This is a genomic window from Plectonema cf. radiosum LEGE 06105, assembly GCF_015207665.1.
Classification (GTDB): Bacteria; Cyanobacteriota; Cyanobacteriia; order Cyanobacteriales; family Nostocaceae; genus Rivularia; species Rivularia radiosa_A.
On the sequence record NZ_JADEWL010000044.1, the window covers coordinates 1 to 26,873 of the forward strand.

Below are 26,873 nucleotides of genomic sequence, written 5' to 3' on the forward strand. Positions count from 1 at the left end.
CCCCATCTCCCCATCCCCCCATCTTAATTGTTAGTCAATCAAACAATAATCTTGAATCAGCTTCACATCCAGATTAGTATTTTGTAAGGAACGAATAGCAGCCAGGGTTGCTTTTGCACCGGCAATTGTGGTTAGTATGGGAATTTTGTAAGATAATGCAGTGCGTCGAATTAATCTACCATCGCTTTGAGCTTCTTGCCCCGAAGGAGTGTTGATAATCAACTGAATTTGACGATTTTTGATAGCATCAAGAACATGGGGACGACCTTCATGAAGTTTGAGTACTAAGTCTACATCTAATCCATTTTCTTGAAGTACTCTTCGGGTACCGCTAGTTGCCATTACCGAAAATCCTAATTCGATAAATTCTTTAATTACCGGCACCGCAGCAGCTTTATCACGGTCGTTCATCGATATAAATACTGTACCACTTAATGGTAAATGTTCTCCTGCACCCATTTCTGCCTTAGCATAGGCTCTACCAAAGTCGCTATCTATACCCATTACTTCCCCTGTAGAACGCATTTCTGGTCCTAAAATGGTATCGGTACCGGGGAATTTATTAAATGGTAATACTGCTTCTTTAACGGCAATGTGGGATGGTATAACTTCTTTGGTAAATCCTAGTTCCTCTAAAGTTTTACCCGACATAATCAAAGATGCTAATTTGGCGAGGGGTACACCTGTTGCTTTGGAAACAAAGGGTATGGTACGAGAAGCGCGGGGATTTGCTTCTAAAATGTAAACTTGAGGAGAATAAGTTTGAACGCCTACAATCGCAAATTGGACATTCATTAATCCTACAACTTTTAAAGCTTGTGCCAACTTGATTGTAGAAGTACGAATTTGGTTGAGAATCCCTTGGGGTAGAGAAATTGTCGGTAGCGCACAAGCTGAGTCTCCTGAGTGAATTCCCGCTTGTTCGATGTGTTCCATGATGCCACCAATTACCACTTTACCCGTGCTATCAGCAATCGCATCCACATCTACTTCCGTCGCATTTTCCAAAAACTTATCGATTAAAATCGGATGTTCTGGTTCTACCAGCACCGCAAAAGTCATATAACGCTCTAGTTCTGCATCCGAGTAAACGATTTCCATCGCTCTTCCACCTAAGACATAGCTCGGACGTACTACTACCGGATAACCAATACGCTTCGCAACAATCAAAGCATCTTCGTAGGTTCTAGCAATACCGTTCTGGGGTTGAGTAATATCCAATTCCTGAAGAATTTTTTCAAATTTTTCTCTATCTTCAGCAGCGTCAATGGAAGCAGGAGAAGTTCCCCAGATTTTGGTTGTTGGAGATTCTGGAGTATCTAAATATTTCTGCAAGGGTAAAGCTAACTTTAAAGGTGTTTGTCCTCCAAATTGCACGATTATCCCCACGGGATTCTCTGCCTCAATAATGTTGAGAACATCTTCTAAGGTTAACGGTTCAAAATAAAGGCGATCGCTAGTGTCGTAATCGGTAGAAACTGTCTCTGGATTTGAGTTAACCATAATTGTCTCATAACCCGCATCCTTGAGAGCATAAGCAGCGTGACAACAGCAATAGTCAAATTCTATTCCTTGTCCGATACGGTTGGGACCTCCACCCAAAATCATGACTTTGGGTTTATCGCTGGGAATGATTTCGTTTTCTTCTTCGTAAGTCGAGTAATGGTAAGGAGTAAATGCAACGAACTCCGCCGCACAGGTATCGACAGTTTTATAGACTGGGATAACTCCTAATTGTTTGCGTTTTTCTCGAACTGCATCTTCGGTGGTTTTGGTTGCATAAGCAATTTGTTTGTCGCTAAAACCATACTGCTTCACTTCATACAATTGCTCTTTTGTCAATTGTTCCAAAGGAGTTCGCTTGATAAATTTTTCCACCTCCAGTAATTGCTGCATTTTATTTAAGAACCAGGGATCAATTCCCGTAAGTTCATAGATTTCCTCCATGCTAATTTTCAACTGCATCGCATGGCGCACCGCGAAAATCCGCTCTGGATTGGGTGTTCGCAATTGAGCGCGGATTTGCTCCCCAGAAGGCAATTTTTCATCGCGATCGCAACCCCAACCGGCTCTTCCGGTTTCCAGGGAACGCAAAGCCTTTTGGAAGGATTCGTTAAAAGTCCGGCCAATAGCCATTGCTTCCCCTACCGACTTCATTTGAGTTGTTAATACAGAGGAAGAACCGGGAAATTTTTCAAAAGCGAAGCGGGGAATCTTGGTGACGACATAATCAATGGTTGGTTCAAAAGATGCGGGAGTTTCTTTGGTAATGTCGTTTTTGATTTCGTCTAAGGTATAACCTACAGCCAATTTAGCGGCAATTTTAGCGATGGGAAAACCCGTAGCTTTACTAGCTAAAGCCGAACTACGAGAAACACGGGGATTCATTTCAATTACAACCACTTCCCCGGTAAGAGGATTGACGGCAAACTGAATATTAGAACCGCCAGTTTCCACACCAATCTCGCGGATAATTTTAATTGCCATATCCCGCAAGCGTTGATATTCTTTATCAGTGAGTGTTTGTGCGGGAGCTACCGTAATCGAATCTCCCGTATGAATACCCATTGGGTCAATATTTTCAATCGAGCAGATAATCACCACATTATCCGCCAAATCCCGCATTACTTCTAATTCATATTCCTTCCAACCCAACAAAGATTGGTCGATGAGAATTTGTGATACAGGAGAAGCCTCAATACCCCCTTGAGCCATTTCTTCAAATTCTTCTTGATTGTAGGCAATACCACCACCCGTACCACCCATAGTAAAAGCTGGACGAATAATCAACGGATAGCTGCCAATATCTTTAGCTACAATTTTAGCATCCTCCAAAGTTGAAGCCGTACCGCTCGGACAGATTGCGACACCAATTCGCGTCATTGCATCGCTAAATAGTTGTCTGTCTTCGGCTTTTTCAATGGCTGGTAACTTAGCCCCAATCAATTCCACACCATACTGATCTAAAACGCCATTTTTCGCCAAAGTTACAGCTATGTTGAGAGCAGTTTGTCCTCCCATTGTTGGTAACAAAGCATCAGGACGTTCCTTTGCAATAACTTTTTCTACCATTTCCGGGGTTAGCGGCTCAATATAAGTCTTATCGGCCGTTTCTGGATCAGTCATAATTGTCGCTGGATTAGAATTTACCAGCACAACTTCGTAGCCTTCTTCCTGTAACGATTTACAAGCTTGGGTTCCGGAATAATCAAACTCACAAGCTTGCCCAATGATAATGGGACCAGAACCTAATAATAAAATTTTTTGCAAGTCTTCGCGACGGGGCATAGTTGTTGCCTTTAAATACGAGAATATGAATCCTGATTATTTTAAGGGTCTTTGATAGCACTTATGCAGTTTATTATCAAGGTTTATTGGTTTCATGACGAATTTTTTTGAGCAGATTCGCAAACACAGAAGTCGGGTTTCTTTAAGAAACCCGACTTCTAACCCCACATTAACCTATGTCGGCATGACAAATTTTTCTTTGCCACCAAGTTCAAATGCTGTATGAATAGCTTGCAAGGCTTTGACTCCTTGATCTTCTGCTACTACACAACTGATTTTAATTTCTGAGGTGGTAATCATTTGAATGTTGATTTGCTCCTGGGATAAAGCTGTAAACATTTTGGCTGCAACTCCTGGTTGTCCTACCATTCCCGCACCAACGACGCTGACTTTGGCGATTTCCATGTCAAGGACTACTTCACCCCAACCGCATTCGATTGCTGCTTTTTGCAATAATTCTTGAGCTTGTTTTGCTTCTACTCGCGCTACTGTAAAGGCAATATCCCGCGTCGGAATTCCTTTGATTACATGACAGCGCTGGGATTGAATTATCATATCAACGCTGATTTTATTATCAGCTAAAGTTCCGAAAATTTTCCCTGCCATCCCTGGTAAATCTGGAACTCGACGAATCCCCAAACGCGCTTGTTTCATGTCAAGAGCTACTCCCCTTACTGGAGGCTGAGAAGAGGAGGGGGAGAATGGGGGATAGGGCGATGAGGGAATAGATTCTTCTATATTAAATGTTTCTCGCAGTGCAGTTACAGCTTTGTCACAATCTGCACTGTCAATTACACAACTAACTTTTACTTCGCTCGTGGAAATCATTTTGATGTTAACTCCCTTACGCGCTAAGGTAGCAAACATTTCTGCTGCAACACCCGGACGACCAATCATTCCCGCACCGGCTATACTTACTTTGGCAATCTGCTCCTGTACCATGACTTCGGCTTCTTCTAATTCTCCATGATTAGAACTGCGAAGTGCAGGTGCAATGGCTGAAGCAACTGCTTCGGCTTTTTTCAAAATACGTTTCATTACGGTAAAAGCAATGTCGTTTGTATTACCTTCATGAATTGATTGAATAATTAAATCTACGTCAACTTTTTGACGGGCTATTTCACCAAATAACTGCGCTGCAATTCCTGGTTTATCGGGTACTCGCAACAAGGATATTTTGGCTTGATTAGTATCAAATTGAACATCGTCAACAGGTCGTGCTATTTCTAAATTAATTAGCGATCGCGGTTTTGGTTGGGGAGAGTCAACTATAGTACCGGGGTGATCCGTCCAACTGGAGCGTACCACCAAACGCACGCCGTAATTACGAGCTATTTCTACAGCACGGGGATGCAGAACTTTTGCTCCTAAAGAAGCTAATTCCAGCATTTCATCACTGGTAATTTGTTCCATCAATTGTGCTTCTGGAACCAAACGGGGGTCTGTAGTTAATATCCCCGGTACATCTGTATAAATTTCACATTTATCTGCATTCAATGCAGCGGCGATCGCCACTGCTGAAGTATCCGAACCACCGCGTCCTAAAGTTGTGATTTCTAATTCTTCAGTGCTACTAATTCCTTGAAAACCAGCAATGACAACAACTCTACCTTCTTCCAGACATTTCTCGATGCGTTGTGTAGCAATATGTAAAATGCGAGCGCGGGTATGTTCAGCTTCAGTAACAATTCCGACTTGCGCCCCCGTCAGAGAAATAGCTGGTTGTCCGATTTGCTGCAATGCCATACTAACCAAAGCAATAGATACTTGTTCCCCAGTGGAAAGCAACATATCCATTTCTCGTTTTGAAGGGTGGGGAGAAATTTCAGAGGCTAATTTCACAAGTCCATCAGTAGTTTTCCCCATTGCAGAAACCACCACTACCAGGGAATTTCCAGCTTTAACCGTTTCACAGACGCGCTTTGCTACCGCTTGAATGCGTTCAACTGAACCAACAGAAGAACCACCATATTTTTGAACTATCAGCGCCATAATAATTGTATGGGGAAGTGGATGGACAAGTAAGTTACTGTTTAAATACCAGCGCAATTGGGTAAAGCTACCGCAAGATATTGCCAAGTATATATTTAACTAACTTATCAGACTCCATACCCCATTAGTAAAGGACGTTTTTACTATTTTGGAAATAGTTGACAGTGGACAGTTGACAGTGGACAGTTGACAGTTGACAGTTATTATTTATTTTGCCCATCTCCTTGTCCCCCCATCTCCTTGTCCCCCCATCTCCCGAACCCCATCTTAAATTACTGGACAATACCTGAACGTAAAGCGCGAACTGCTGCTTGAGTGCGATCGTCAACGCAAAGTTTGCTGAGAATTCCTCGTACATGGGTTTTTACAGTACCGATTGTCAAGTAAAGTCTTTTGGCAATTTCTGCATTGTCGCATCCAGAAACTATTAATTCTAATACTTCTAATTCTCGTTTTGTGAGAGGATAAGTTTCTATAACTTTTTCAACTTCTGGGTCTACTGCTTGAATTGCCACGGTTTTTGCATCCGCAGATGTTTTTCCTTGGGATACTTCTTCACGCACTTGTCGGAGTACAATATCTGCAATAGTTGGATCAATCCAAGAACTGCTTGAAGCTGTGGCTTCTACTGCTTCTACTAATTTATCGCTTTCAATATCTTTCATACAGTAAGAGTCCGCACCAGCACCAAAAGCTGCTAATACTGCTTCATCGCTGTTTTGCATGGTTAGAACTAACAGCTTTGTATCTTCGTTTTGAATTTCTGCTTGATATTGTCGAAATCTTCGCGTTAATTCAATACCATCGATATCGGGTAAACCAAGATCAATGGTAGCAACATCTGGTTTTAAACTCTTGAGAAGGTTTAAACCATCATTTCCATTGGAAGCTTCACCAATAATCTTGATTGTTTCGCGAGTTTCCAAAGCCGCTCGTAAACCGATTCTGGTTAAGTTATGGTCTTCAATTATAACTACCCTAATTTCATTCATATCAAGCAACCTCTAGCCAAATTATTTAAAACCCTATTTAAGATAGCAGAGCTATTGTGCAATAAACTTTATGTTTATTCTATTAGATAGATTTACAACCATTGTCGCATTACCATAAGTATTTTGTTTACAAATAGTTATAAACAAAATTTCTACAGTTCATCCTGACGATAGATACTCGTAGATAAAATAACTAAACTACAGAAGCTAGGAAAAACAAGGGTTAAACAAGTATATATAGGTTAAAGGTTAAAGGTCAAAGGTTAAAGGTCGAAGGTCGAAGGTCGAAGGTTAAAAGTATTAATTACCCATTACCCATTACCAATTACCAATTACCCATTACCCATTACCAATTACCAATTACCAATTACCAATTACCCATTACCAATTACCCATTACCCATTACCAATTACCCATTACCAATTACCCATTACCAATTACCCATTACCCATTACCAATTTCTAATGCTCCATGCCCTAAATTATGAATCCAAGTCGCTATACTGCTTCCAGTAATAATACTCCTCAAATTGATGCTCCGTTTGAGCGAATTGTGCAGTCTATGGCGCAAATTATTTGGTGTGCGAATCGGGATGGACAAGCTACTTATTTCAATCAACAATGGTACCAATTAACTGGATTAGATGAAAATCAATCTTTGGGTTTAAATTTTCTCCAAGCTGTTGATTCTCAACAACGCAATGGAGTTTCTCAATCTTGGTTTTCGGCGATAAACAGACAGCAATTATGGAAATATGAGTTCATAATTATACATCAAGATAATCAAGCTCATTGGTATGCAGCTACTGGTCAGCCTTGTTTTGATGAATCTGGAGAAATAATTGAATGGGTAGTAGTTTGTCAGAATATTGACGAATATAAGAATATAGAAACTGAATTAAAACAGCAACAAGTAAGTCAAAAAGTAAATTTAGAAATTCAAAAATACTTTGAAAGACTAACCTTAGCGTTAGATGCTGCTAAGATGGGTTCTTGGCATTGGGATTCATTTACTAATAAAAATTTATGGACTCCTTACCATGATGTGATTTTTGGTTATGAACCGGGTAATGGAGAACATACTTATGAAGATTGGGTTTCTCGCGTTCATCCGGATGATTTAGCGTTAGCTGAGTCTGCTTGGAAAACTGCTTTACGAGAGCATAAAGATTATGCTTGTGAGTATCGCATAGTTTTACCCGATGGTAGCGTCCGCTGGGTTGAATCTTATGGTCGTTACTATTATGATGACGATGGTAAAGCTTTGCGGATGGCTGGGACTGTCATTGACATTAGTGAGCGTAAAAAACAGCAGCAGGCTTTACAGGAAAGCGAACGTCGTTACAGTACTTTAGCTCAAATTTCCCCGGTTGGTATTTTTCGTTGCGATACTTCAGTAAATTTACTTTACGTAAATCAACGGTGGTGTGAAATTACTGGGTATAGTTTTGAGGAAGTAATTAACCAAGAATGGCGACAAATAATTCATCCAGAAGACATAGCACGAGTCGAAGCAGAAGTAAAACGTACTATACAGGATAAAATACCCCTTGAATGCGAGTTTCGCTTTCAGCGTCCCGATAAATCTCTAGTTTGGGTATTCACTCAATCGGTTGCGGAAATGAATGCGGATGAAGTTGTTATCGGTTATGTAGGTACTGTTACTGATATTACTCAGCGGAAACAATGGGAAGAAGCATTACAAGAAAGTGAAAAACGTTTTCGTTCAACTTTTGAACAAGCAGCAGTGGGTATTGCTCATGCAGATTTAAGCGGTAAATTTATCCGAGTTAATCAGAAATTGTGCGATATTTTGGGTTATAGCCGCGAGGAGCTTTTACAATTCAGATTTCACCAAATTACTCATCCAGATGATTTACGAAGCGATTTAAAAAAAGTCCGCGATTTGCTTGCAGGTAGAACTGAAAATTTCTCGATGGAGAAGCGCTACATTTGTAAAGATGGTTCTGTAATTTGGGTAGAAATAACGGTTTCCTTCGTCTGTCAACCAAATGGTTCACCCAAATATTTTCTCAGTGTGATTCAAGATATTAGTGGGCGCAAACAGGTGGAAACTCAATTACAACTGCGAGCGCAAGAGCTAGAGGAATTAAATATATTATTAACCGATACTACAACAAAATTAAGAAAACGTAACTCGGAATTAGACCAATTTGCTTATATTGCATCCCACGATTTAAAAGCACCTTTAAGAGCGATCGCGAATCTTTCACAATGGTTGGAGGATGATTTATCGACAGTACTCGAAGCAGAAAATCGTCGTTACTTAGAGTTATTGCGTCAACGAGTATACCGGATGGAAGCTTTGATTAATGGTTTGCTACAATATTCTCGTGTCGGACGTATTGATACTGCTAAAGAAATAGTCAATGTTGGTCAGCTTTTAGAAGAAATAATTGAGGATATTGCACCACCAGAAAATTTTACAATTGAAGTAAAACATCCTATGCCGATTTTGAATACTAAGGGTATGATGTTGAGACGAGTATTAAGAAATTTAATTGATAATGCAATTACTCATCATCATGGTGGCGAAGGTCATATTAAAATATCTGTAGAAGATAAGGGTGAATTTTATGAATTTGCAGTATCAGATGATGGGCCGGGCATTTCTCCGCAATATCACGATAAAATATTTGTAATTTTCCAGACTTTGCAAGCTCGCGATCAAAAGGAAGGTACGGGAGTCGGTTTATCGATTGTCAAAAAAATTTTGGAAAGTCAAGGAGCTACAATTACTGTAGAATCTGATGTGGGAAAAGGTTCAACTTTCCGTTTTAACTGGCATAAGTCATCATAAATAATGCCCCAACTCAATTTTTTGAGAAAAATAACTACTATTTGGCACTCTTTACCCATACGCTATCGTGGTGCAATTATTATTGCTTTACCCTTTTCTTGTTTAATATTTACTTTATTTGCTTCAGTTTGGTCAAAAGAAAATTCTCTGGCAATTTATCAGCGAATTGACCATACAAAAACAATCATTTTAGATAGTAACAGACTACTGGGAATATTATTAGATGCCGAAACGGGTAGTCGTGGATATGCAATCTCTCAAAATAAAAATTTTTTAGAACCATATAATCAAGCGATTCAAAAATTACCGGAAATCCTTAATCATTTAGAACAAAACTTGTCCAATCAAGCTCAAATAAACAGATTTAAAATTATTGAAAATTTAGCGCAGCAAAACATCACTATTCTAGAGCAAAGAATAGCAGAAGTTGACCGAAAAAAGCAAAATAATATCCCCCCATCAGCAGATATTTTGCTTTATCAAGGCAAAGATGTCATGGATAATATTCGCAGGGAAATTAATGCTTTTCAGGAAGAAGAATTACGTCAATTAGATATCTATCGTCAAGAATTAGATGATATTAGCGATAAAAATAATCTAGTTTTATGGATTACCCTGGCAATTAGTATAGCGAGCTATATAGGAACAATTTATTTATTCAGCAAGCTGGATTGGCAAATCGCAGGACAACAATTACAACTCCAAGGAAAGAAAAGCTTGCTTAAAGGAATCATGGAGAATGTTGTAGATGGAATTATTACTTTAGATAAACAAGATAAGATTGATAGTTTTAATCAAGCAGCAGTAACCATGTTTGGTTATCCATCAGAAGAAGTAATCGGGGAAAAAATTAATTTATTAATTCCAGAAATTAATCAAACTGAAAAAGACCAATTTACTAATACTATTTCTGCAACTCACCAAAGTTTACCAATGTATATGGAGGGGAATCGTCAAGTAGGAGCAAATTTTCCTGTAGAAATATCTATTAGCAACTTAGAAAATGGTCAAGGTAAAATGGTAATTGTTCGGGATATTACTGAACAAATGCAAATTCGAGAAAAATTAGAAGCCAACGTTCAAGAATTATCTCGATTGAGTTTATTATTAGCAAATACTAATCAAGCTTTAACTGAACGCAATCAAGAATTAGATAACTTTGCTTACATCGCTTCTCACGATTTAAAAGCACCGTTGAGGGGAATTAGAAATCTTTCTCAATGGTTAGAAGAGGATATCAAAGATGATTTAGCACCGGAAAATCAGCAGCAGCTAGAACTTTTAAGAAAACGAGTTTACCGTATGGAAGCTTTGATTGATGGTTTACTCGAATATTCGCGGGTAGGAAGAATTGAAATTGCTCGCGAAAAAGTTGATGTTAACGAACTTTTAGCCGAAATTATCGATTCTCTTAATCCCCCAGCCACATTCAACATCCAAATTTCTGGGGAAATGCCGGTATTTATAACCAAAAAATTACTTCTGAGTCAGGTATTTGCCAATTTGATTAGTAATGCTATCAAACATCATCCCCGCAATAATGGTAATATCAGTATTTCTGTAGAAGACAATGGCGATTTTTATAAATTTGCCGTTGCTGATGACGGTTGTGGTATTGACATCCAACATCAAGATCGGATTTTCGGTATTTTTCAAACCCTTGAATCTCGCGATAAAAAGGAAAATACCGGCGTTGGTTTATCTATTGTCAAAAAAATTATTGAGTCAGAAGGCTGTAAAATCATCTTGGATTCTGAGTTGGGTAAAGGAGCAACTTTTCGTTTCACTTGGTTGAAATAGTCGATAGAACATTTGTACATCATCCGATAGGTATAGATGATTTGAGAGCAAATCCTCACTATTGGTCAAACACCGCCGTTCAACTATCAGCTTACAATTCATAAAGGCACGACTTTTAGAATGCTCTATATTATTTTTAAATAAGCATTTAAAGGATTTATCAAAAACTACAATGCAGGAAAATGACAGGATTGTAAATGTCTTACTTGTGGAAGATGACGAAGTAGATATTATGAACGTGGAACGAGCCTTCAGAAAGGCTAATGTTAAGAATCCACTTTACATAGCTAGAAACGGTATAGAAGCACTAATAATGTTACGTGGAGGTAGTGAAGAGCTTTTAGAGATTCCTCACGAACGTCGTTTAATTTTATTAGATATTAATATGCCTAAAATGAGTGGCTTAGAATTTTTACAGACATTACGTGCTGATAAAAATTTAAAATTAACCCCAGTTGTAATGCTGACAACATCAAATCAAGATAGAGACATGATAGAAGCATTTGATTTGAATGTCGCTGGCTATCTTTTAAAACCAGTAACTTTTTCGGAATTCGTTGATCTAATCAAAACTCTTAATAAATATTGGTCTTCGTCAGAAATGCCGAATTAATTCAATTCAATTCAATTATTTTAATTTAACTATTTTAAATTGATGTTTTAACTTAATCATCTTAAACAAATAAAAAATTTTATTAGAGAAAATTAAAAAATATTATATTTATTTTTTACTTACTTAATCAGTAGATTATCATATATAAGTTAAATTTGTAAATATATAACAAGTAGTAGATAGTCGGAAATTTATTATACAAGAGATGAAGCGATGAAGCTAAAAGTCCATAACTATAGTAAGAACTCGACTAATAAAATATATAGATACAGTAAAAAAAACTTGTCCTTTTAAGCTTGTTGCTTTTTTCAAGTCTATGGAAGAAAACCTCAAAATTTTAATTATTGATGATGATGAAGTAGACCGTATGGCTGTGAGTCGTGCTTTAAAAGCAGCAGGAATAAAAATGAACCTGTTTGAAGCAAGCGATTATTCAGGAGCCTTTGAAATATTAGCAGAAAATGAGTTTGACTGTATCTTTGTAGATTACCTTTTACCAGGGAAAGATGGGTTAGCCTTAGTCCAAGAAATACGGACTTCAGGTTCTAAAGTACCGTTAATAGTTTTAACCGGACAAGGAGACGAACAAACTGCGGTTCAATTAATGAAAGCAGGTGCTTCCGATTATATTACCAAGTCGAGAATTACTCCCGATTTACTAAGTGCGACTTTAAGAAATGTAATTCGTCTTTATCAAGTTGAATTACAGATTTGTCAAAGTAAATTAGAGATAGAGTCTTATAATCAGCGATTAAGAGAAAGTAATGAACAATTGAAGAAAAAAAATAAAGAATTAGAGGAAAAGAAAGAACAAATTCATTTACAAAATCTCAAGTTATTAGAAGCTTCGGAAACAAAATCTAAATTTTTAGCAACAATGTCTCATGAATTGAGAACTCCGTTGAATGCGATTATGGCATTTTCGCAAATGTTGCAGCGCAAAAACAAAGATAACTTTTCTACTTCTCAGTTAGAGATGATACAAAGAATTCACAATAATGGGAAAAATTTACTTGCTTTAATCAACGATATTCTTGATTTATCCAAAATTGAAGCAGTAGGATTACAATTAAATCCTGAAGAATTAGATTTATCTTTGTTAATTGCTAACACTGTCGATGAATTACGCTCTTTAAAAGCACAAAAGAATTTAGAATTAGATGTTAAAATAAATTTGCAAAATACCAAGATAATTAATGATAAAACCCGTGTTCGCCAAATTTTAGTAAACTTGATTTCTAATGCAATTAAATTTACCGATGAAGGAATGGTTTCCATCGAAGTAAAAGAAATATCAGATACTCATGTTGCTATTTTTATAAAAGATACTGGTATTGGAATTTCTGCAAATGATATGAAGCATATTTTTGAACCGTTCCGGCAAATTAATCAATCAATTTCGCGTAAATATGGTGGTACAGGATTGGGTTTAGCAATCACTCAATCTTTAATCAAAATGATGAATGGTCATATTTTAGTTGATAGCGAATTAGATAAAGGTTCGACGTTTCGAGTTGAACTACCACGTTGTATTCAAGTGGAATCGTTAATTGGGAATGGGTAATTGGTAATTGGTAATAGGTAATGGGTAATTGATAATTGGTAATTGGTAATGGGTAATTGATAATTGGTAATGGGTAGTTAATCCGTGAAATCAGCGCAATCTCTTTTAATCCCTAGTCGGGAATTTATTTTACAGATAATTTATAAATAAAAACATGATGTCTTATAACAAATTACAAAAAAAAGACCGTATCTTAGTAGTTGATGATATTTTTGATAACTTACTAGTCATTCAAACTATTTTAGAAGATGAAGGATATGAAATTGAAATTCAAGAAGATAGTAAAATAGCCTTAGCTATGGTCGAAGAATCTCCACCAGATTTGATTCTTTTAGATGTAATGATGCCGGAAATGGATGGTTATGAATTTACCCGTCGTATCCGCCAAAATCAAAATTTGCCATTTATTCCCATCCTCTTAATTACCGCTCATGATAGCACCAGCGCAGTGGAAGGATTGGATGCAGGTGCGGATGATTTTATTCACAAACCAGTGGATGCTGATGAACTTCAAGCGCGAGTACGTAGCCTTTTACGTCTTAAACATAGTATAGATGAACGCGACCATATGGCGAGTTTGCGTCAAGATTTTGTTTCCCGCTTTACCCACGACCTCAGAACACCATTAGCAGCTTCTAATCGCGTTTTAAAATTATTGCGTGAAGGTAAATTTTTTGAAGTACCTCCAGCAGTTGAACAGATATTTAGCACCATGATTACTAGTAATGATGACTTGCTACACATGGTAAATAGTTTGCTGGAAGTTTATCGTTATGAAGCTGATTGTAAACAAATTAATTTCGATAAAATTAATATTACCGATTTAATTCATGATGTAGTTCAAGAATTAACTCCTTTGGCAGAAGAAAAAGAATTAACATTGAAGGTAAATTTATGCGATGAAAATTTAGCAGATAATGAATTCACCATTATTGCAGACCGGATCGAAATTAAAAGAGTTTTGACTAATATAATTGGAAATGCAATTAAATTTACAAATCAGGGATTTATCGAAGTAAGTTTACAGATGAATTCCGAAACAGCAGAAATCAAAATTAAAGATACAGGAAGCGGAATTTCATCAGAACAACAAGCAATCTTATTCGAGAGATTTCGACCCGGTAAAAACAAAAATTCCGGTAGTGGTTTAGGACTATATCTATCGCGTTGTATTATTGAAGCACACCAAGGCTCGATTAATGTAGAATCCGAACCAGGTAATGGAAGTTTATTTATCATTAATTTGCCGTTAGAAGTTAGTTGACAGTTGACAGTTGACAGTTGACAGTTGACAGTTGACAGTTTTTATTTATTTCTTCCCATCTCCCCATAGAGATTTTTTACGGTGAGTATGATAATTAGATTTTCCATAACTTTGCGGAGCATGGTATTAAAGTAGAAATTACAAAGCGCGATGGAGGCTGATATCTGTGGATGCAATTTTAACAACGGCTAAAGAGTTACATTCAGAATTATTAGATTTTGTGTTAGATGCTGAGGACGATTTAGCAGTATCTCTAGAAGCTTTTAGTGCGGAACAGTTAGCTAATTTTTCCGATTCTCAATATCAAGGTGCGGTTCAAAATGAAATGGTGCTGAATATGTTTCTTACTGAAGGTAAAGTAGGAGATAAGCAGCCAATCGATTTATTTTTGGAATCTCATCCCAATTTATCTTCCCAACAGCAAAATCTTGTTGATAATTTTCAGCGCAGTTTTGCAGGTTTGTTTGTAGTTAAACAGATTTTTGATGATGGTTTTGCATTGAGAAATTGGTTAACAGAAAAAGAATATATCGTAAAAATTAGCGAGCAAGAACAACAACAGTTAAAACGTGCAAAAGCAGCAGAAATATTATTAGCACGAATTGCACCTGTAAATGAGCAATACTGGATGTTTTCTTCTCCAGTTACTGTAATGGGACGTTTGGGTAAACCAAAATTAGCCGTAGCAATTGGCAATTTTAAGAAGAATTACCAAAACTCTCTATACGGTGATGCACCGGAATTACTTGAAGAAGCATGGTTATCTGTAGAAAAATATCACCAAGGGTTTATTGACTTTTTCAACAGTGATGAAATTACTTTACCGGGATATCAATTAGAACAAAAGCTCAGCGAACTCCAAGAACAAGTTACTCAAAGTAAATTAGCAGCAGCAGGGATTGATAGTTCCAAATCTCTCAAGGAAATAGTGCAACAAGCGGATATTTCTGATGAGGAAATGTCTGAAATAGTAGAAGAAATGGGTGTTGAAGGGAAAGCCGTTTCTCAGGTGTTAGATAGCAAAAAAAGTGTCAAAATGGTAATGCCGAAAGTAGAATTACCTCCACATCTGAAAAAAGCCGAACAAGTTACCGTATTGAGCTTCCCGCGTTGGGGACAAATCTTTTTGACAAACTATACTCAATTTAAGAATTTGTTGATAGGTGACAATACCGACGAGCAAATTGAGCCAAACAAATTAGTACGGGAATATCTGGAATCTCCCGATATTAAAGCTTGTGTTTGGCAGCGTTTATCATCACAATACCCCGAAAAATTAGAGAAATTATTGCAACAAGTATTAAATAGACCGAAATTTGATATTAAACAAGATTTGGTGAGTTTGTTAACTGAATTTCACAAAAGTTTAAACCCCGTATTACCAGAAATTGCCAGCGTTCCCTTACATCTACATAACCTTTTCCAAGAAGCATTATCGGAAGTCAAAGGGAAGAGTAATAAGAAGGGTAAAACTAAGTCTAAAGGAGGATTCGGTGGATGAAGAATAGAAAAGAACCATAAAATATTAAGCTAGGGAATAGGGAGCAGGGAACAGGGAAGTATTTATAATTTATAATTATTGTAGTGCGAGCATCTTGCTCGCTAGGAATATCAAATACTCTTGCTAGTTTTTTGCGAAAATTTCCTATTGGGGAGCCAGTAGTCAATTAGTACACCAAAAAAATATTCTTCCCCCTGCTCCCAATCCCTACTCCCTTACTTTTGAAATTAGTTAGAAAGTAATTATATTTAAGTGCCTACCTTGTGATTTAATAGCTGCTCAACCAAGGTGAAATTTCTATTCCTCTCGAATATCAATATTACTTCTCACTATAGATTTGCAAAATATTGGGAATTGATAAATTAGGGATAACAAAACAAATATAACTCTTGTTGAGGAGAATTAAGTTATGAATATTATTGCATGGGTTATTTTAGGTCTGATTGCTGGTGCTATTGCGAAAGCTATTTACCCTGGTCATCAAGGTGGTGGAATACTAGCAACAATGATTTTAGGTATCGTTGGTGCATTTGTTGGTGGAAGCTTATTCACATTTTTAAATACGGGGACATTAGCCCTAACCGCTACTAGTTTTAGCATTGGTGGATTTATAGTTGCTATTATCGGTGCAATGATTGCTATTTTCATCTGGGGTTTAGTTACTAGAAGTGCTGCGTAATAAATACTCCGTAAAGATTCTCTTGGACTGCTGGAAAGTCGTTTAAAGGGATGGGGACGCTATACAGATATAGCTGAGAAAATAATTAATCGTTTCTTAATTATTAATCCCCTTGCCAAGAGAATCTATTTTTTTGAATAAATTCCCGTAATATCAGGGAAGTAAATTGTAACTTGGAATTGTAATATGACTAATCAAGATAAAAAACAACCTTTAACACCTGAGCAAGTTGATCTTCAAGAAAAAGATCGACAAAAGCAAGAATTAAAAAATGCAGATAATTCCCATGTGTTAAATCCTGGAGACAGAGTTGACGAAAGTAAGTCCTTAGATGAGAAAGCGCAGCAAGTTGCTGTAGATGCACCCGATATTACTGGAGATCACATTACTGTTCCCACTTATTTTGTAGTTGAAGACAAAGAAACTGGTGAGGAAGAAGCATTACATCACGTTAAAGATGCTGAAGAAATTTCTGATGTAATTCGTCAAGCAAGAATGGATGAAGACGGTAATCGAAAATGGAATTAAAGTTTAGTTTTAATTAGTGGTATCCCAACAGCAAGACTTGTTCTGGTTGTGGACACGTTCTAAAAAAACTAGATTTGTCAGTGAGAGAATGGCGTTGTCCATCATGCCAATCGGTTAATGGAAGAGACGAAAACCCTCCACGTAACATTCAAATGGTTGGGGCATCATCCCGAAAGCTTAGGTGATATAAGTCGGGCTACGCCTGCAATTGCTGGAAGGAGCCTAGAATCCCCACGCCTTTAGGCTGGGGAGTATGTCAAATTACTCAGATTTTATCTCAGGTTGCTTTTAATTGTGGAGTAATTGTAAACAGCTACTAGGTATTTAAAATGACTCAATCTCAAACACCACCAGCACAAACTCAAAATCGTCAACCTGGTATAGAGTCCGAAATGACACCTAAACCCCAGGCAGATGACTCTCAGTATAAAGGCAGTGATAAATTAACTGGTAAAGTAGCTTTGATTACTGGTGGTGATAGTGGAATCGGTCGTGCTGCGGCTATTTTCTACGCTAAAGAAGGTGCAGATGTTGCGATCGTTTATCTAGATGAGCATTCCGATGCGGAAGAAACCAAGCAAATGATAGAAGCAGAAGGTCGTCGCTGTATTCTGATCTCAGGTGATATTGGTGACGAACAATTTTGTAAACAAGCAGTTGAAGAAACTGTTAACAAGCTCGGTCATTTAGAAATTTTAGTTAATAATGCAGCGGAACAACATCCTCAAAAAAGTATTGAAGATATTACAGCAGAACAATTAGAACGTACCTTCCGTACTAATATTTTTGGGATGTTCTTTATCACAAAAGCAGCATTGCCTCATCTTAAAGAGGGTGATGCTATTATCAATACTACTTCCATTACTGCATATAGAGGTAGTTCTTCATTACTTGATTATTCTGCTACTAAAGGTGCAATTGTCGCCTTTACACGTTCTTTATCGCAACAATTAATAGACAAAGGTATTCGTGTTAATGGAGTTGCACCAGGTCCGATTTGGACTCCTTTAATCCCCGCAACTTTCCCCGAAGAAAAAGTAGATAGCTTCGGGAAACAAGTACCGATGAAGCGTCCTGGACAACCCGAAGAAGTTGCTCCCAGTTATGTTTTTCTGGCATCAGACGATTCCTCTTACTTTACGGGTCAAATTCTGCATCCCAACGGTGGTGCAGTGATTAATGGATAATTGGTAATTAGCAATCAAATCAAGAATTACCCTGTGGGTGAATAGGAACTAACTCCTAGGGTAATTAATCATTATTGCTCATCTTTAATAACATAGAAGTCTAACAGGATTCCTATATTTGATCGGTAGTTTTTCAAATCATAATATTACAAATAAAAGGAGAAGACAATTAGTATTTTTTTTAATGATATCAAGCACACAATTGCTGTGCTTTCCAATCAAAACAATATCGATAAATTGACGTTGCACTTGAAGCGTGACGGCTTTCCGGTACAGCAAATTTATCGGATTTTACCCAATAAAAATCAGTGCTTTGATTACGTTTTAGAAGATTTAGAAATTCCCCAAAATAGAATTGATTTTTATACAAATTCTCTTCAACAAGGAGAATACCTATTGGTAATTAATAGCACTGAATCACAGATTAAGCAGATTCAAGCTATTTTAGAATTTTTAAATATGGTCGATTGGGAAATATATTATACACCGAGAGCTTATCAGGTGAATTCGTCAAAATTTGATGATTTTACACTGTTTGATGATTCAATTTATAGTATGATATTGAACTAGACTTGATTAATTATTATCAAGGAGTTTTTTCACAAAAAAACCTTTTGTTTACAGCTTTAGCGATTGATTTTTTACTTAAAATACCGCTGCTTTATTCATGCAATAATTATTTAATGTTAATTTAAATTTGATTTAAAGCAGTTTGCAACTTAATTTGGAGAAACAAACAATGAACTTTCGACAATTCAAACTTGCTTGTTACGTTGCTAGTCTTAGTGCAGCTATCTTAACCGTTAGTGGAGTAAAAGCTCAAGCACAAACTCAAAATAATAACGTATACGTTGAAAAATCACCTGAAAAAGTCGCGCAATTTATACCTGGTAGAACTACTCGTTCTGGTCCTAGCTATCTTGGAGTAGGTGGATTTGTCAGCTTTGATGATAATAGTGCATTAGGTGATGGTGCTTTTTCAGTAATTAGTAAAATCGGTTTGAGCAGAAACTTTTCTATACGTCCATCTGCTTTAATTAATGATGATCCCGTATTCCTAATTCCCCTAACAATTGATTTTCCCGTTGATGACGTTGCAAATACCGGAATTCAAAGACTTAGTGTTGCACCTTATCTCGGTGCGGGAGTTTCAATTAATACTAATAGCGATGCAGATGTTGGCTTCCTACTTACTGGAGGAGTTGACGTTCCCGTTTCTCAGAGAATTACAGCAACCGGAGGTGTTAACATTGGTTTTTCTGATGATAATACTGATGTTGGATTACTTTTGGGTGTAGGGTACAACTTCTAGTATTAATACAAAGTGAATTTAGAAGTCGGGTTTTTATGAGGTTGTCAGTTTGTGACAGATATTTATACTAAAAAACCCGACTTCTGTATTTCACAACCTTGGATTTAGAAGTTGGGTTTTATTAAGGTTTTTAAAAATCGATAATCACAAAAACAAACCCCGACTTATATATTTTAAATATATATTTTAGATAATATATTTTAAATACAGGTCGGGGTTTATTTTATATAAAAAAATATTACAAAAATATTACAAACCAGGATTTTCTGATTTTTCAACCTTGGGAACAATATCGGGACGTTCTTTATCTTCCCAACCCACCGGACGTTTGGAATTGTACCAAGCAATGGAACCTATGGTAGTAGCTGCAACAAAACCGAGAACAACTATTCCGGTTAGGGACATATAGTAATCAGAACGACCGTAGGAATTATCGATTAGCTCTGCTAAAAGGTAGTTAAAAGAAATGTTCATTGTGAAAGCCTAAATTTGAACAACTAATTAGTCAATAATTCGGATATATTTCAATCAGAAATTAATCAAAATTCTCACATTTTTTGTTGTCACTTGTCAATCAACAACTCAAAATTAAATAGAATAATTCAGAAGTTAAAAATTATTGTAAGAGGATGTTTTAAAAGTATCCGGCGGTTTAAACCGCTACTACAAAAACAAAGTCCACCGTAAGGTGGACTAATTAGTTTAGAACCCGCCTTACTGCCGGTGCCGGTTTGTGTAGCCAAGCCACTGCCTTGCGGGGGTTCCCCCCGTTGTAGCAAGTGGCGTGCAACTTATAGTCGCCAGGTGAAGTATTAAATTAGACTTTCAAAACATCCTCTAACTTCTGTATTTTCAAAAAACTCCATTTTCCCACATTAGTAACACTAATTAACTTATTTCAGAGTGACTATAAATCTCTGAAATTAAGCTTATTGATGACTAAAAATTAGTCAATTGCTTTTTTAACTTTGTCTTTTGCATTCTCGACTGTGTGACGCGCTTCTGCTTCAGTTTGTTTAGCTTTTCCTTCAGCTTGATCTTCGGTATCTCCGGTCATATTACCCATTGCTTCTTGAGCTTTACCTTCGATATTTTTAGCAGTTGCTTTTGCTTTATCTTCTGTACTCATAATTGACCCCTTAAATTTTTATGATTAACCAAAAATTGGTTGTTTGTTTGTTTCTTTCTTTCTTACCTACTATATTAATTGTTTAGTTTTGGTTCTTGCTCTACCATGAGAAACGTTTTTCAATGATTTATCTCTATCTATCTATATAGATAATTCCGATAAATTTAGGAGCTTATATAATGATTCGGAAATTTCTAATTGCGGTAATTTGAATAGAATCTAGACAAAATCTCCCTATCTCTTCATACAGCATATTTGATCTTTATGAGGCACATTCTGACGGGTAGGGATGCTCCGTTCACCCCTTGGCTTGTTCTCTCCATCTCACGCATTGCTTTATAATATAAAGCCGTACCTCATTTATCTGCAAAATGCTGTATTTCAACTCGGATTGCTATAATAATCATTCAATCTTGATTGAACTTTTGTACTGGAGTCTTGTTTGATATATATAAAAATAAATAGAAATAAATAAATAGAAATAAATTTAAATAATTAATTGCTTGTAATTACTTGCGATAAACCGAACGAAACAAAGAATCGAAAACGTCGGCTTGATTAACTTGCTCTAATGCCCTAAAACTGATGATATCTCCCACATTAAGGATAATATTACCTTGTTTGTCGCGAACAGTTCGTTTAACTGGATAGCCTAATATGGCTTTGATCTCTTTATCTTCCCGAATTTGATCGATATTTCTAGAATTAACCATAGTTCACATTCTTGCAGTTTTAATAATTTAATCCATAATCAAATTTTGGTCTTCTTCTACATCTAATTAACTTAAACATGAATCATAGAAAAACCTACTTTATATATAATTAAAAATTGCCTGATTTTTCATCGTTCTACAGTAGCACTCATACTCTATTAAAAGATAAATCCTGCATCCTCCTTAAGACGGATATATGTTTTTTTGATATTTTTCTTGATGTTTTGTTACAAGGCTTTACGATTTGTCATATGAAGCTAAGTAATTGCTTGGTATTGAGTTATTGAATAGGGTTTGCTGAAAAAAACTTTGAGGGTAGGGAACAGGCAAAAGATAACAGCTTTAGCTGTGTTTTTGACCGTTTTTGTACACCGACGTTCCCCAGTCAATTGTGTTACATAACTTTGGCACAAACTAAAAAATAGTTAAAAATAGTTAAAAATATAAATACTATCTGGTAATTTTTTGGTAAAAAATGCTCCCAATTACAGCGAATCTTTTAGCAATTGCTTCCTTTATGCCTCATGGTACCTGCTATCTTTGGAAACCTGGATTAGTGGGACTACATTTGGTGAGCGACGCTGTTACTGCTTTATCTTATTTTTCTATTCCTGTAACCCTTATATATATTCTTCGCAAACGAGCGGATATCCCCTTTAACGGGATTTTCTGGCTATTTGCTAGTTTTATTATTTTTTGCGGTAGCGGACATTTGATGGATATCTGGACGTTATGGCATCCAGATTATTGGATTTCGGGTTATATTAGAGCAATTACTGCCATCGTCTCATTGATAACGGCAATTGCTTTAACTCATTTAATTCCGCAAATTTTAGCTTTACCAACACCTGAGAAATTGCAAGCGGAAATTCAAGCTAGAAAGCAGAACGAGCAATTTTTACGTAGTATTTACGAAGGGGTAACAGAGGCAATTTTTGTAGTTGATACTACACAACAAGGCGAATTTCTCTATACAAGTATTAATCCAGTGACTGAAAGGGTAATGGGGATGAGTTCCAAGGAAGTTCAAGGAAAAACTCCCGAACAAGTTCTACCCAATAACTCTGCAACAACGGTTCGAGAACGTTACAATCGCTGCTTGTCAACTGGGGAAAGTATTACTTATGAAGAATGTTTAAAATTTAATGGCTCAGAAGAAGATTCTTGGTGGTTAACGAGCTTAAAACCATTGTATGACGAAGCAAATCAAATTTATCGGATTATCGGTACCAGCGTTAGTATTACCCAACGCAAACAAGCGGAAGCGCAATTACAAGAAAGTGAACGTCGTTTCCGAGCAATTTTTAATTCGATGTTTCAGTTTATCGGCTTACTGAAACCGGATGGTACTTTAGTCGAAGTCAATCAAACTGCTTTGGATTTCGGGGGAATAAGTAAAGAAGACGTAGTGAATCGACCATTTTGGGAAAATTATTGGTGGACGATTTCTCCGGAAACGCAGCACTCATTACAACAAGCCATCGAAAAAGCTGCAAATGGTGAGTTTGTTCGCTATGAAGTAGATTTATTAGGTGCTGGGGATAAAGTGACGGCAATTGATTTTTCTCTCAAACCTGTATTTAACGAACAGGGAGAAGTAGAATTATTGATTCCCGAAGGCCGTGATATTACGGATAAAAAAGTGATGATTCAAGCGCTGCAAAAAAGCGAAGAACGTTGGCAGCTTGCTTTGCAAGGTACTGGAGATGGCATATTTGACTGGAATATTGCTACTAACGAAGCTTTTTTCTCAACTCGATACAAAGAAATGTTGGGGTATGAAGATGGGGAAGTGGAAAACAGCTACGAAGGATGGGAAAATTTGATTCATCCAGAAGATGTTGAGTTAACCCAAGCAACTTGGAATGCTTACTTAAATCATCAAATTCCTCAGTATCAGGTTGAGTTTCGTTTACGCTGTAAAGATGGTAGCTACAAATGGATTTTAGCTCGCGGTATGGCTTTGTGGAATCAAATTGGAGTTGCAGTTAGGATGATTGGTTCCCACCAAGATATTAGCGATCGCAAAGCAGCGGAAGCGGAAATTATTCGTTTAAATCAAGAGTTGGAAGCACGAGTTAGACAACGAACAGCGCAGTTAGAAGAATCAAATCGACGTAAAGACGAGTTAATTGAAAGCGAGCAATCGGCAAGAGCAGAAGTCAAAATTTATGAGGATATTGTCAAAAGCATCCAAATTGGTTTGTGTATTTGGCAAATGGATGATTTAAACGATATTACCAGTTTTCGGTTGGTAACTACTAATCCTGCGGCATCGCGAATGTTAGGTTTAAATATCCAAAATTATCTTGGTAAGCCAATAGAGGAATGTTTTCCTAATATGTTAAATGAAGAACATCTCATACAGTTACAGACTTATGCTCAAGTAGTTAAAACCAAGCAAGTGAAAGATTTAGGAGAATTTACCTACGGTGACGAGCGGATTAATAGTTCATTTTTTAAAGTAACAGCTTTTCCTTTACCAGGTAATTTAGTTGGTGTGGCTTTTGATAATGTTACCCAACGTAAACGTATGGAAACAGCTTTAGCAGAAAGTGAACGGTTGTATCGTAATGTAGTTAACAGTGTTAAAGAAGTCGTTTTTCAAATAGATAAAACGGGTTGTTGGACATTCTTAAGTGCAGCTTGGATTGATATTACTGGTTATAGTATCAAAGAGAGTTTATGCAAATACTTTGCAAATTTGATGTATGGGGAAGAAGAACAAATTAAGGGTAGAGAATTATTTGCATCAGTAATTTCAGGAAATGAAGAAAATTTTCAATATGAATTTCGCATTCTGACTAAAAATGGTGATTTCCGTTGGTTAGAAATGTACGCACAATTAGAAACTAATTCCGATGATGAACAAATTGGCGTTTATGGTACCCTTAATGATGTTACCGAACGCAAGCAAACGGAAGCTGTTTTACAATCGAGAGCTGATGAATTAGCTCAAATTAATTTGATATTGTTGCAAACTACCAGAGAGTTAGAAAAACGCAATAAAGAATTAGACCAATTTGCTTATGTCACATCCCACGATTTGAAAGCACCCCTCAGAGCGATCGCAAATTTATCAGAGTGGATTGAGGAAGATTTACAAGAAGTATTAACTGAGGATACGCAAAAGCAAATGAACTTGTTACGGGGAAGAGTTCATCGTATGGAAGCTTTAATTAACGGACTTTTAAAATATTCCCGTATCGGAAGAATCAAAACTGAACCGGAAACAGTTAATGTTGGTCAACTTTTAACAGAAATAATTGACTCAATTGCTCCTCCCCAAGAGTTTACCATTGAGATTGTCGGACAAATGCCCACCTTGGTGACAGAAAAAATTCCTTTACAACAGGTTTTTAGTAACTTAATTAGTAATGCTGTCAAACATCACCATCGCACGGATGGTAAAGTTACCATTGAAGTCAAAGAACAAGATATTTTTTACGAATTTGCAGTTTCAGATAACGGTACTGGCATTGCAGAACAATATCATCAGAAAATATTTGTCATATTTCAAACTTTGGAAGCACGAGATAAGCAAGAAAATACTGGTATTGGTTTGGCTATAGTCAAGAGAATAGTTAACGAACTCGGAGGAACTATCAGCTTAGAATCGGAAGTTGGTAAAGGAACAACTTTCCGGTTTACCTGGCTGAAAAAAAGAATGTAAAAAATATAATATACAATGAGGGGTATTAGTAATTGCTCACTGTATTTATTTTTTAATTTCTTTATTTATTCCTCAAGAGTAAGAAGTAATATTGTGTAATTATTACTATTAGATGAGGCAACAATAATGGAAATTTAGTATCCTGCAAATAAAGTTAAAAACGACTTAACAAAAATTCAATTAGGAAAGAAAAATGGAGGAAAAAATTTTAAATCTACTCCTGGTAGAAGATGATGAAGTAGATGTAATGAACGTCAAAAGAGCGCTAAAAAAGAATAATTTGAGAAATCCTCTTTATGTTGCTTGTAATGGAATTGAAGCATTAAAAATGTTGCGAGGTGAAAATGAAACTTCTTTAAATATTCCTAAGCAGCGAAGAATCATTTTGCTCGATCTAAATATGCCTAGAATGGGTGGATTAGAGTTTCTTGAAGAGTTAAGAGCAGATGCCGATCTCAAATCAATACCAGTAATTGTATTGACAACTTCTGACGAAGATCGAGATAGAATCGAGGCTTATAATTTAAATGTAGCCGGGTATCTGTTAAAACCAGTAAATTTTTCCCAATTCATTGAAACAATGGCAACTTTAAATAAATATTGGATGTTATGTGAAATACCTTAATCAGCCTGTGCTTTTTAAGGCTAAAGTACGCTAAAGTACACACAAAGGAACGCAAAATTTTTACTGGTATATTCTTAAATATTTTTAGAATCTTTTAGTATAATTTAATATAATAAAGTTGTGCATACCATCTTTTAAACTAAAAATATCTATCTATTTGTTGTCTAATCACACAAAATTTAGTTTATAATCGGAATGTGATTTCCGTTGTATTAGCTTAAATAATTCCTTTCCCTGTAATTAAAAGGCAAAGCATTAGTAAACTGATAGAAGGCAAGTTACGAGTCAATTCATCCACTTAAAGCTTGGTTTCGGCTGCTGGAGAAAAGCCTCGTCTGTGCTTAAGTATATAATCGATAGACTTTTAGGAGCAGACGATGAAAATGGAACTTGATGACAATGACAAACAGCAGCGTACTTCTCAGACTCCTCTGATTCTGGCAATTGAGGACAACGAAGATAACTTACTGATAGTAAATTATATCGTCGATTCTTTAAACTATAGATTTATTGGTGAACCAGACGGAAACAAGACGTTGCTAATTGCACGAGAATTTCAACCAAATTTAATATTATTAGATATCATGTTGCCAGAAGCAAATGGTATCGACCTTTTTCATGTTCTGCGGCAAGATAGTTCAACAAAGCATATACCGATAATTGCGGTGACAGCTTTAGCAAGTGCTGAAGAAAAACACAAAATTCTAGAAGCTGGTTTCGACGCTTATGTTAGCAAACCTTATATGCTTGAAGACATCGAAGAAGTGATTTGCCGTTACCTCAACTACAAAAGTTAATTTTTATTTAATAAGTTTTTGTTTTTGCTCCGCAGTAACATTGCATTTATCGGCAAATAAAGCAATGATGCTAACATAATTGGTATCAAGATGAGTTGCAAAAAGTATATCTTTAACTTGAGAATTAGTAACTTCCTCAATTATTTTTTGTAGCTGAGGTTGTAAAATCTCTTCAATACGACCTCTTGCTTTTATAACTACATCTTGATGACCTGCTGCCATTAATAATTGTTCGGGTTTAGTAACAGCATTTTCAATAATAACTGTTAGTTTATCATCCAAAAAACGACAATATACATCTTTAGGTTGATGTCCAAGCTGACTTATAAACAAAGACTGTATGCGTTCAGCGATGATTTTTTCGAGATTTTGAGAATGGGAAATTTGAGAATGCAT

General features: G+C 36.5%; 21 protein-coding genes and 1 pseudogene. 15 read left to right on the plus strand and 7 right to left on the minus strand.

Annotated features, from left to right (window positions below; translation table 11 throughout):
• Window positions 1–30: 30 nt before the first annotated feature.
• From carB to IQ247_RS14630, 3 genes are all read right to left on the minus strand, one after another.
• Complete coding sequence (carB, locus tag IQ247_RS14620; RefSeq protein ID WP_193921138.1) at window positions 31–3,288, minus strand: carbamoyl-phosphate synthase large subunit; 3,258 nt, start codon at window positions 3,286–3,288, stop codon at window positions 31–33.
• 174 nt (window positions 3,289–3,462) lie between these two features.
• The gene (locus IQ247_RS14625; RefSeq protein ID WP_193921139.1) at window positions 3,463–5,280 is read right to left on the minus strand and encodes an aspartate kinase; all 1,818 of its coding nucleotides are present in this window, start codon (window positions 5,278–5,280) and stop codon (window positions 3,463–3,465) included.
• Window positions 5,281–5,552: 272 nt separating this feature from the next.
• Window positions 5,553–6,272 carry a response regulator gene (locus tag IQ247_RS14630; protein ID WP_193921140.1) on the minus strand — a complete coding sequence of 240 codons (720 nt, stop codon included), beginning with the start codon at window positions 6,270–6,272 and terminating at the stop codon, window positions 5,553–5,555.
• A gap of 483 nt (window positions 6,273–6,755) precedes the next feature.
• On the opposite strand from IQ247_RS14630, the gene IQ247_RS14635 reads away from it, so the two are divergent.
• The 12 genes and pseudogenes from IQ247_RS14635 (at window position 6,756) to IQ247_RS14690 (ending at window position 19,540) form a co-directional block, all read left to right on the plus strand.
• Window positions 6,756–9,092 carry a PAS domain-containing sensor histidine kinase gene (locus IQ247_RS14635; protein ID WP_193921141.1) on the plus strand — a complete coding sequence of 779 codons (2,337 nt, stop codon included), beginning with the start codon at window positions 6,756–6,758 and terminating at the stop codon, window positions 9,090–9,092.
• 3 nt (window positions 9,093–9,095) lie between these two features.
• Window positions 9,096–10,892, plus strand: a complete 1,797-nt coding sequence (locus tag IQ247_RS14640) for a sensor histidine kinase (protein WP_193921142.1) — start codon at window positions 9,096–9,098, stop codon at window positions 10,890–10,892.
• A 61-nt stretch (window positions 10,893–10,953) separates the two neighbouring features.
• Window positions 10,954–11,505, plus strand: coding sequence for a response regulator (locus IQ247_RS14645; RefSeq protein ID WP_322745506.1), 552 nt, complete (start codon window positions 10,954–10,956; stop codon window positions 11,503–11,505).
• A gap of 316 nt (window positions 11,506–11,821) precedes the next feature.
• On the plus strand, window positions 11,822–13,069 hold the full coding sequence (locus tag IQ247_RS14650; protein ID WP_193921143.1) for an ATP-binding response regulator: 1,248 nt from the start codon (window positions 11,822–11,824) through the stop codon (window positions 13,067–13,069).
• Between the two features lie 154 nt (window positions 13,070–13,223).
• Window positions 13,224–14,333 (plus strand): sensor histidine kinase, encoded by a 1,110-nt coding sequence (locus tag IQ247_RS14655; RefSeq protein WP_228059749.1) that lies wholly within the window; start codon window positions 13,224–13,226, stop codon window positions 14,331–14,333.
• A 166-nt stretch (window positions 14,334–14,499) separates the two neighbouring features.
• Complete coding sequence (locus IQ247_RS14660; RefSeq protein ID WP_193921145.1) at window positions 14,500–15,834, plus strand: hypothetical protein; 1,335 nt, start codon at window positions 14,500–14,502, stop codon at window positions 15,832–15,834.
• Window positions 15,835–16,243: 409 nt separating this feature from the next.
• Complete coding sequence (locus IQ247_RS14665; RefSeq protein ID WP_193921147.1) at window positions 16,244–16,513, plus strand: GlsB/YeaQ/YmgE family stress response membrane protein; 270 nt, start codon at window positions 16,244–16,246, stop codon at window positions 16,511–16,513.
• A 186-nt stretch (window positions 16,514–16,699) separates the two neighbouring features.
• Entirely contained in the window at window positions 16,700–17,041 is a 342-nt protein-coding gene (locus IQ247_RS14670; protein WP_193921149.1) for a hypothetical protein, read from the plus strand.
• Window positions 17,042–17,109: 68 nt separating this feature from the next.
• A pseudogene (locus IQ247_RS33610) lies at window positions 17,110–17,226 on the plus strand (zinc ribbon domain-containing protein); the annotation flags it as partial.
• Between the two features lie 144 nt (window positions 17,227–17,370).
• Window positions 17,371–18,228 carry an SDR family oxidoreductase gene (locus IQ247_RS14680; protein ID WP_193921151.1) on the plus strand — a complete coding sequence of 286 codons (858 nt, stop codon included), beginning with the start codon at window positions 17,371–17,373 and terminating at the stop codon, window positions 18,226–18,228.
• Between the two features lie 207 nt (window positions 18,229–18,435).
• Complete coding sequence (locus tag IQ247_RS14685; protein WP_193921153.1) at window positions 18,436–18,798, plus strand: hypothetical protein; 363 nt, start codon at window positions 18,436–18,438, stop codon at window positions 18,796–18,798.
• Window positions 18,799–18,967: 169 nt separating this feature from the next.
• Window positions 18,968–19,540 (plus strand): hypothetical protein, encoded by a 573-nt coding sequence (locus IQ247_RS14690; protein WP_193921155.1) that lies wholly within the window; start codon window positions 18,968–18,970, stop codon window positions 19,538–19,540.
• A 249-nt stretch (window positions 19,541–19,789) separates the two neighbouring features.
• Here IQ247_RS14690 and psb35 read toward each other — a convergent pair whose 3' ends face one another.
• From psb35 to IQ247_RS14705, 3 genes are all read right to left on the minus strand, one after another.
• Window positions 19,790–19,945, minus strand: a complete 156-nt coding sequence (psb35, locus tag IQ247_RS14695) for a photosystem II assembly protein Psb35 (protein ID WP_375341230.1) — start codon at window positions 19,943–19,945, stop codon at window positions 19,790–19,792.
• A 541-nt stretch (window positions 19,946–20,486) separates the two neighbouring features.
• Window positions 20,487–20,669 carry a CsbD family protein gene (locus tag IQ247_RS14700; RefSeq protein ID WP_193921157.1) on the minus strand — a complete coding sequence of 61 codons (183 nt, stop codon included), beginning with the start codon at window positions 20,667–20,669 and terminating at the stop codon, window positions 20,487–20,489.
• 509 nt (window positions 20,670–21,178) lie between these two features.
• Window positions 21,179–21,382 (minus strand): hypothetical protein, encoded by a 204-nt coding sequence (locus IQ247_RS14705; RefSeq protein WP_193921159.1) that lies wholly within the window; start codon window positions 21,380–21,382, stop codon window positions 21,179–21,181.
• A 475-nt stretch (window positions 21,383–21,857) separates the two neighbouring features.
• Here IQ247_RS14705 and IQ247_RS14710 point away from each other — a divergent pair, with 475 nt between their 5' ends.
• The 3 genes from IQ247_RS14710 to IQ247_RS14720 all read left to right on the plus strand — a co-directional run bounded on the left by IQ247_RS14710 (window position 21,858) and on the right by IQ247_RS14720 (window position 26,477).
• The gene (locus tag IQ247_RS14710; protein ID WP_193921161.1) at window positions 21,858–25,055 is read left to right on the plus strand and encodes a PAS domain S-box protein; all 3,198 of its coding nucleotides are present in this window, start codon (window positions 21,858–21,860) and stop codon (window positions 25,053–25,055) included.
• 193 nt (window positions 25,056–25,248) lie between these two features.
• A complete protein-coding gene (locus IQ247_RS14715) occupies window positions 25,249–25,680 on the plus strand; it encodes a response regulator (RefSeq protein WP_193921163.1) in 432 nt (143 codons plus the stop codon).
• A 377-nt stretch (window positions 25,681–26,057) separates the two neighbouring features.
• Window positions 26,058–26,477 (plus strand): response regulator, encoded by a 420-nt coding sequence (locus IQ247_RS14720; protein ID WP_193921164.1) that lies wholly within the window; start codon window positions 26,058–26,060, stop codon window positions 26,475–26,477.
• Between the two features lie 3 nt (window positions 26,478–26,480).
• On the opposite strand, the gene IQ247_RS14725 is transcribed toward IQ247_RS14720, so the two are convergent.
• Window positions 26,481–26,873, minus strand: coding sequence for a Na-translocating system protein MpsC family protein (locus IQ247_RS14725; RefSeq protein ID WP_193921165.1), 393 nt, complete (start codon window positions 26,871–26,873; stop codon window positions 26,481–26,483).

What these genes read in the sequence shown, in the direction of transcription:
- psb35 (WP_375341230.1), bottom strand. Translation starts at nt 19,945, where the DNA reads ATGTCCCTAACCGGAATAGTTGTTCTCGGTTTTGTTGCAGCTACTACC.
- IQ247_RS14625 (WP_193921139.1), bottom strand. Translation starts at nt 5,280, where the DNA reads ATGGCGCTGATAGTTCAAAAATATGGTGGTTCTTCTGTTGGTTCAGTT.
- IQ247_RS14720 (WP_193921164.1), top strand. Translation starts at nt 26,058, where the DNA reads ATGAAAATGGAACTTGATGACAATGACAAACAGCAGCGTACTTCTCAG.
- IQ247_RS14655 (WP_228059749.1), top strand. Translation starts at nt 13,224, where the DNA reads ATGATGTCTTATAACAAATTACAAAAAAAAGACCGTATCTTAGTAGTT.
- IQ247_RS14690 (WP_193921155.1), top strand. Translation starts at nt 18,968, where the DNA reads ATGAACTTTCGACAATTCAAACTTGCTTGTTACGTTGCTAGTCTTAGT.
- IQ247_RS14665 (WP_193921147.1), top strand. Translation starts at nt 16,244, where the DNA reads ATGAATATTATTGCATGGGTTATTTTAGGTCTGATTGCTGGTGCTATT.
- IQ247_RS14650 (WP_193921143.1), top strand. Translation starts at nt 11,822, where the DNA reads ATGGAAGAAAACCTCAAAATTTTAATTATTGATGATGATGAAGTAGAC.
- IQ247_RS14705 (WP_193921159.1), bottom strand. Translation starts at nt 21,382, where the DNA reads ATGGTTAATTCTAGAAATATCGATCAAATTCGGGAAGATAAAGAGATC.
- IQ247_RS14700 (WP_193921157.1), bottom strand. Translation starts at nt 20,669, where the DNA reads ATGAGTACAGAAGATAAAGCAAAAGCAACTGCTAAAAATATCGAAGGT.
- IQ247_RS14725 (WP_193921165.1), bottom strand. Translation starts at nt 26,873, where the DNA reads ATGCATTCTCAAATTTCCCATTCTCAAAATCTCGAAAAAATCATCGCT.
- carB (WP_193921138.1), bottom strand. Translation starts at nt 3,288, where the DNA reads ATGCCCCGTCGCGAAGACTTGCAAAAAATTTTATTATTAGGTTCTGGT.
- IQ247_RS14715 (WP_193921163.1), top strand. Translation starts at nt 25,249, where the DNA reads ATGGAGGAAAAAATTTTAAATCTACTCCTGGTAGAAGATGATGAAGTA.
- IQ247_RS14635 (WP_193921141.1), top strand. Translation starts at nt 6,756, where the DNA reads ATGAATCCAAGTCGCTATACTGCTTCCAGTAATAATACTCCTCAAATT.
- IQ247_RS14680 (WP_193921151.1), top strand. Translation starts at nt 17,371, where the DNA reads ATGACTCAATCTCAAACACCACCAGCACAAACTCAAAATCGTCAACCT.
- IQ247_RS14630 (WP_193921140.1), bottom strand. Translation starts at nt 6,272, where the DNA reads ATGAATGAAATTAGGGTAGTTATAATTGAAGACCATAACTTAACCAGA.
- IQ247_RS14670 (WP_193921149.1), top strand. Translation starts at nt 16,700, where the DNA reads ATGACTAATCAAGATAAAAAACAACCTTTAACACCTGAGCAAGTTGAT.
- IQ247_RS14710 (WP_193921161.1), top strand. Translation starts at nt 21,858, where the DNA reads ATGCTCCCAATTACAGCGAATCTTTTAGCAATTGCTTCCTTTATGCCT.
- IQ247_RS14640 (WP_193921142.1), top strand. Translation starts at nt 9,096, where the DNA reads ATGCCCCAACTCAATTTTTTGAGAAAAATAACTACTATTTGGCACTCT.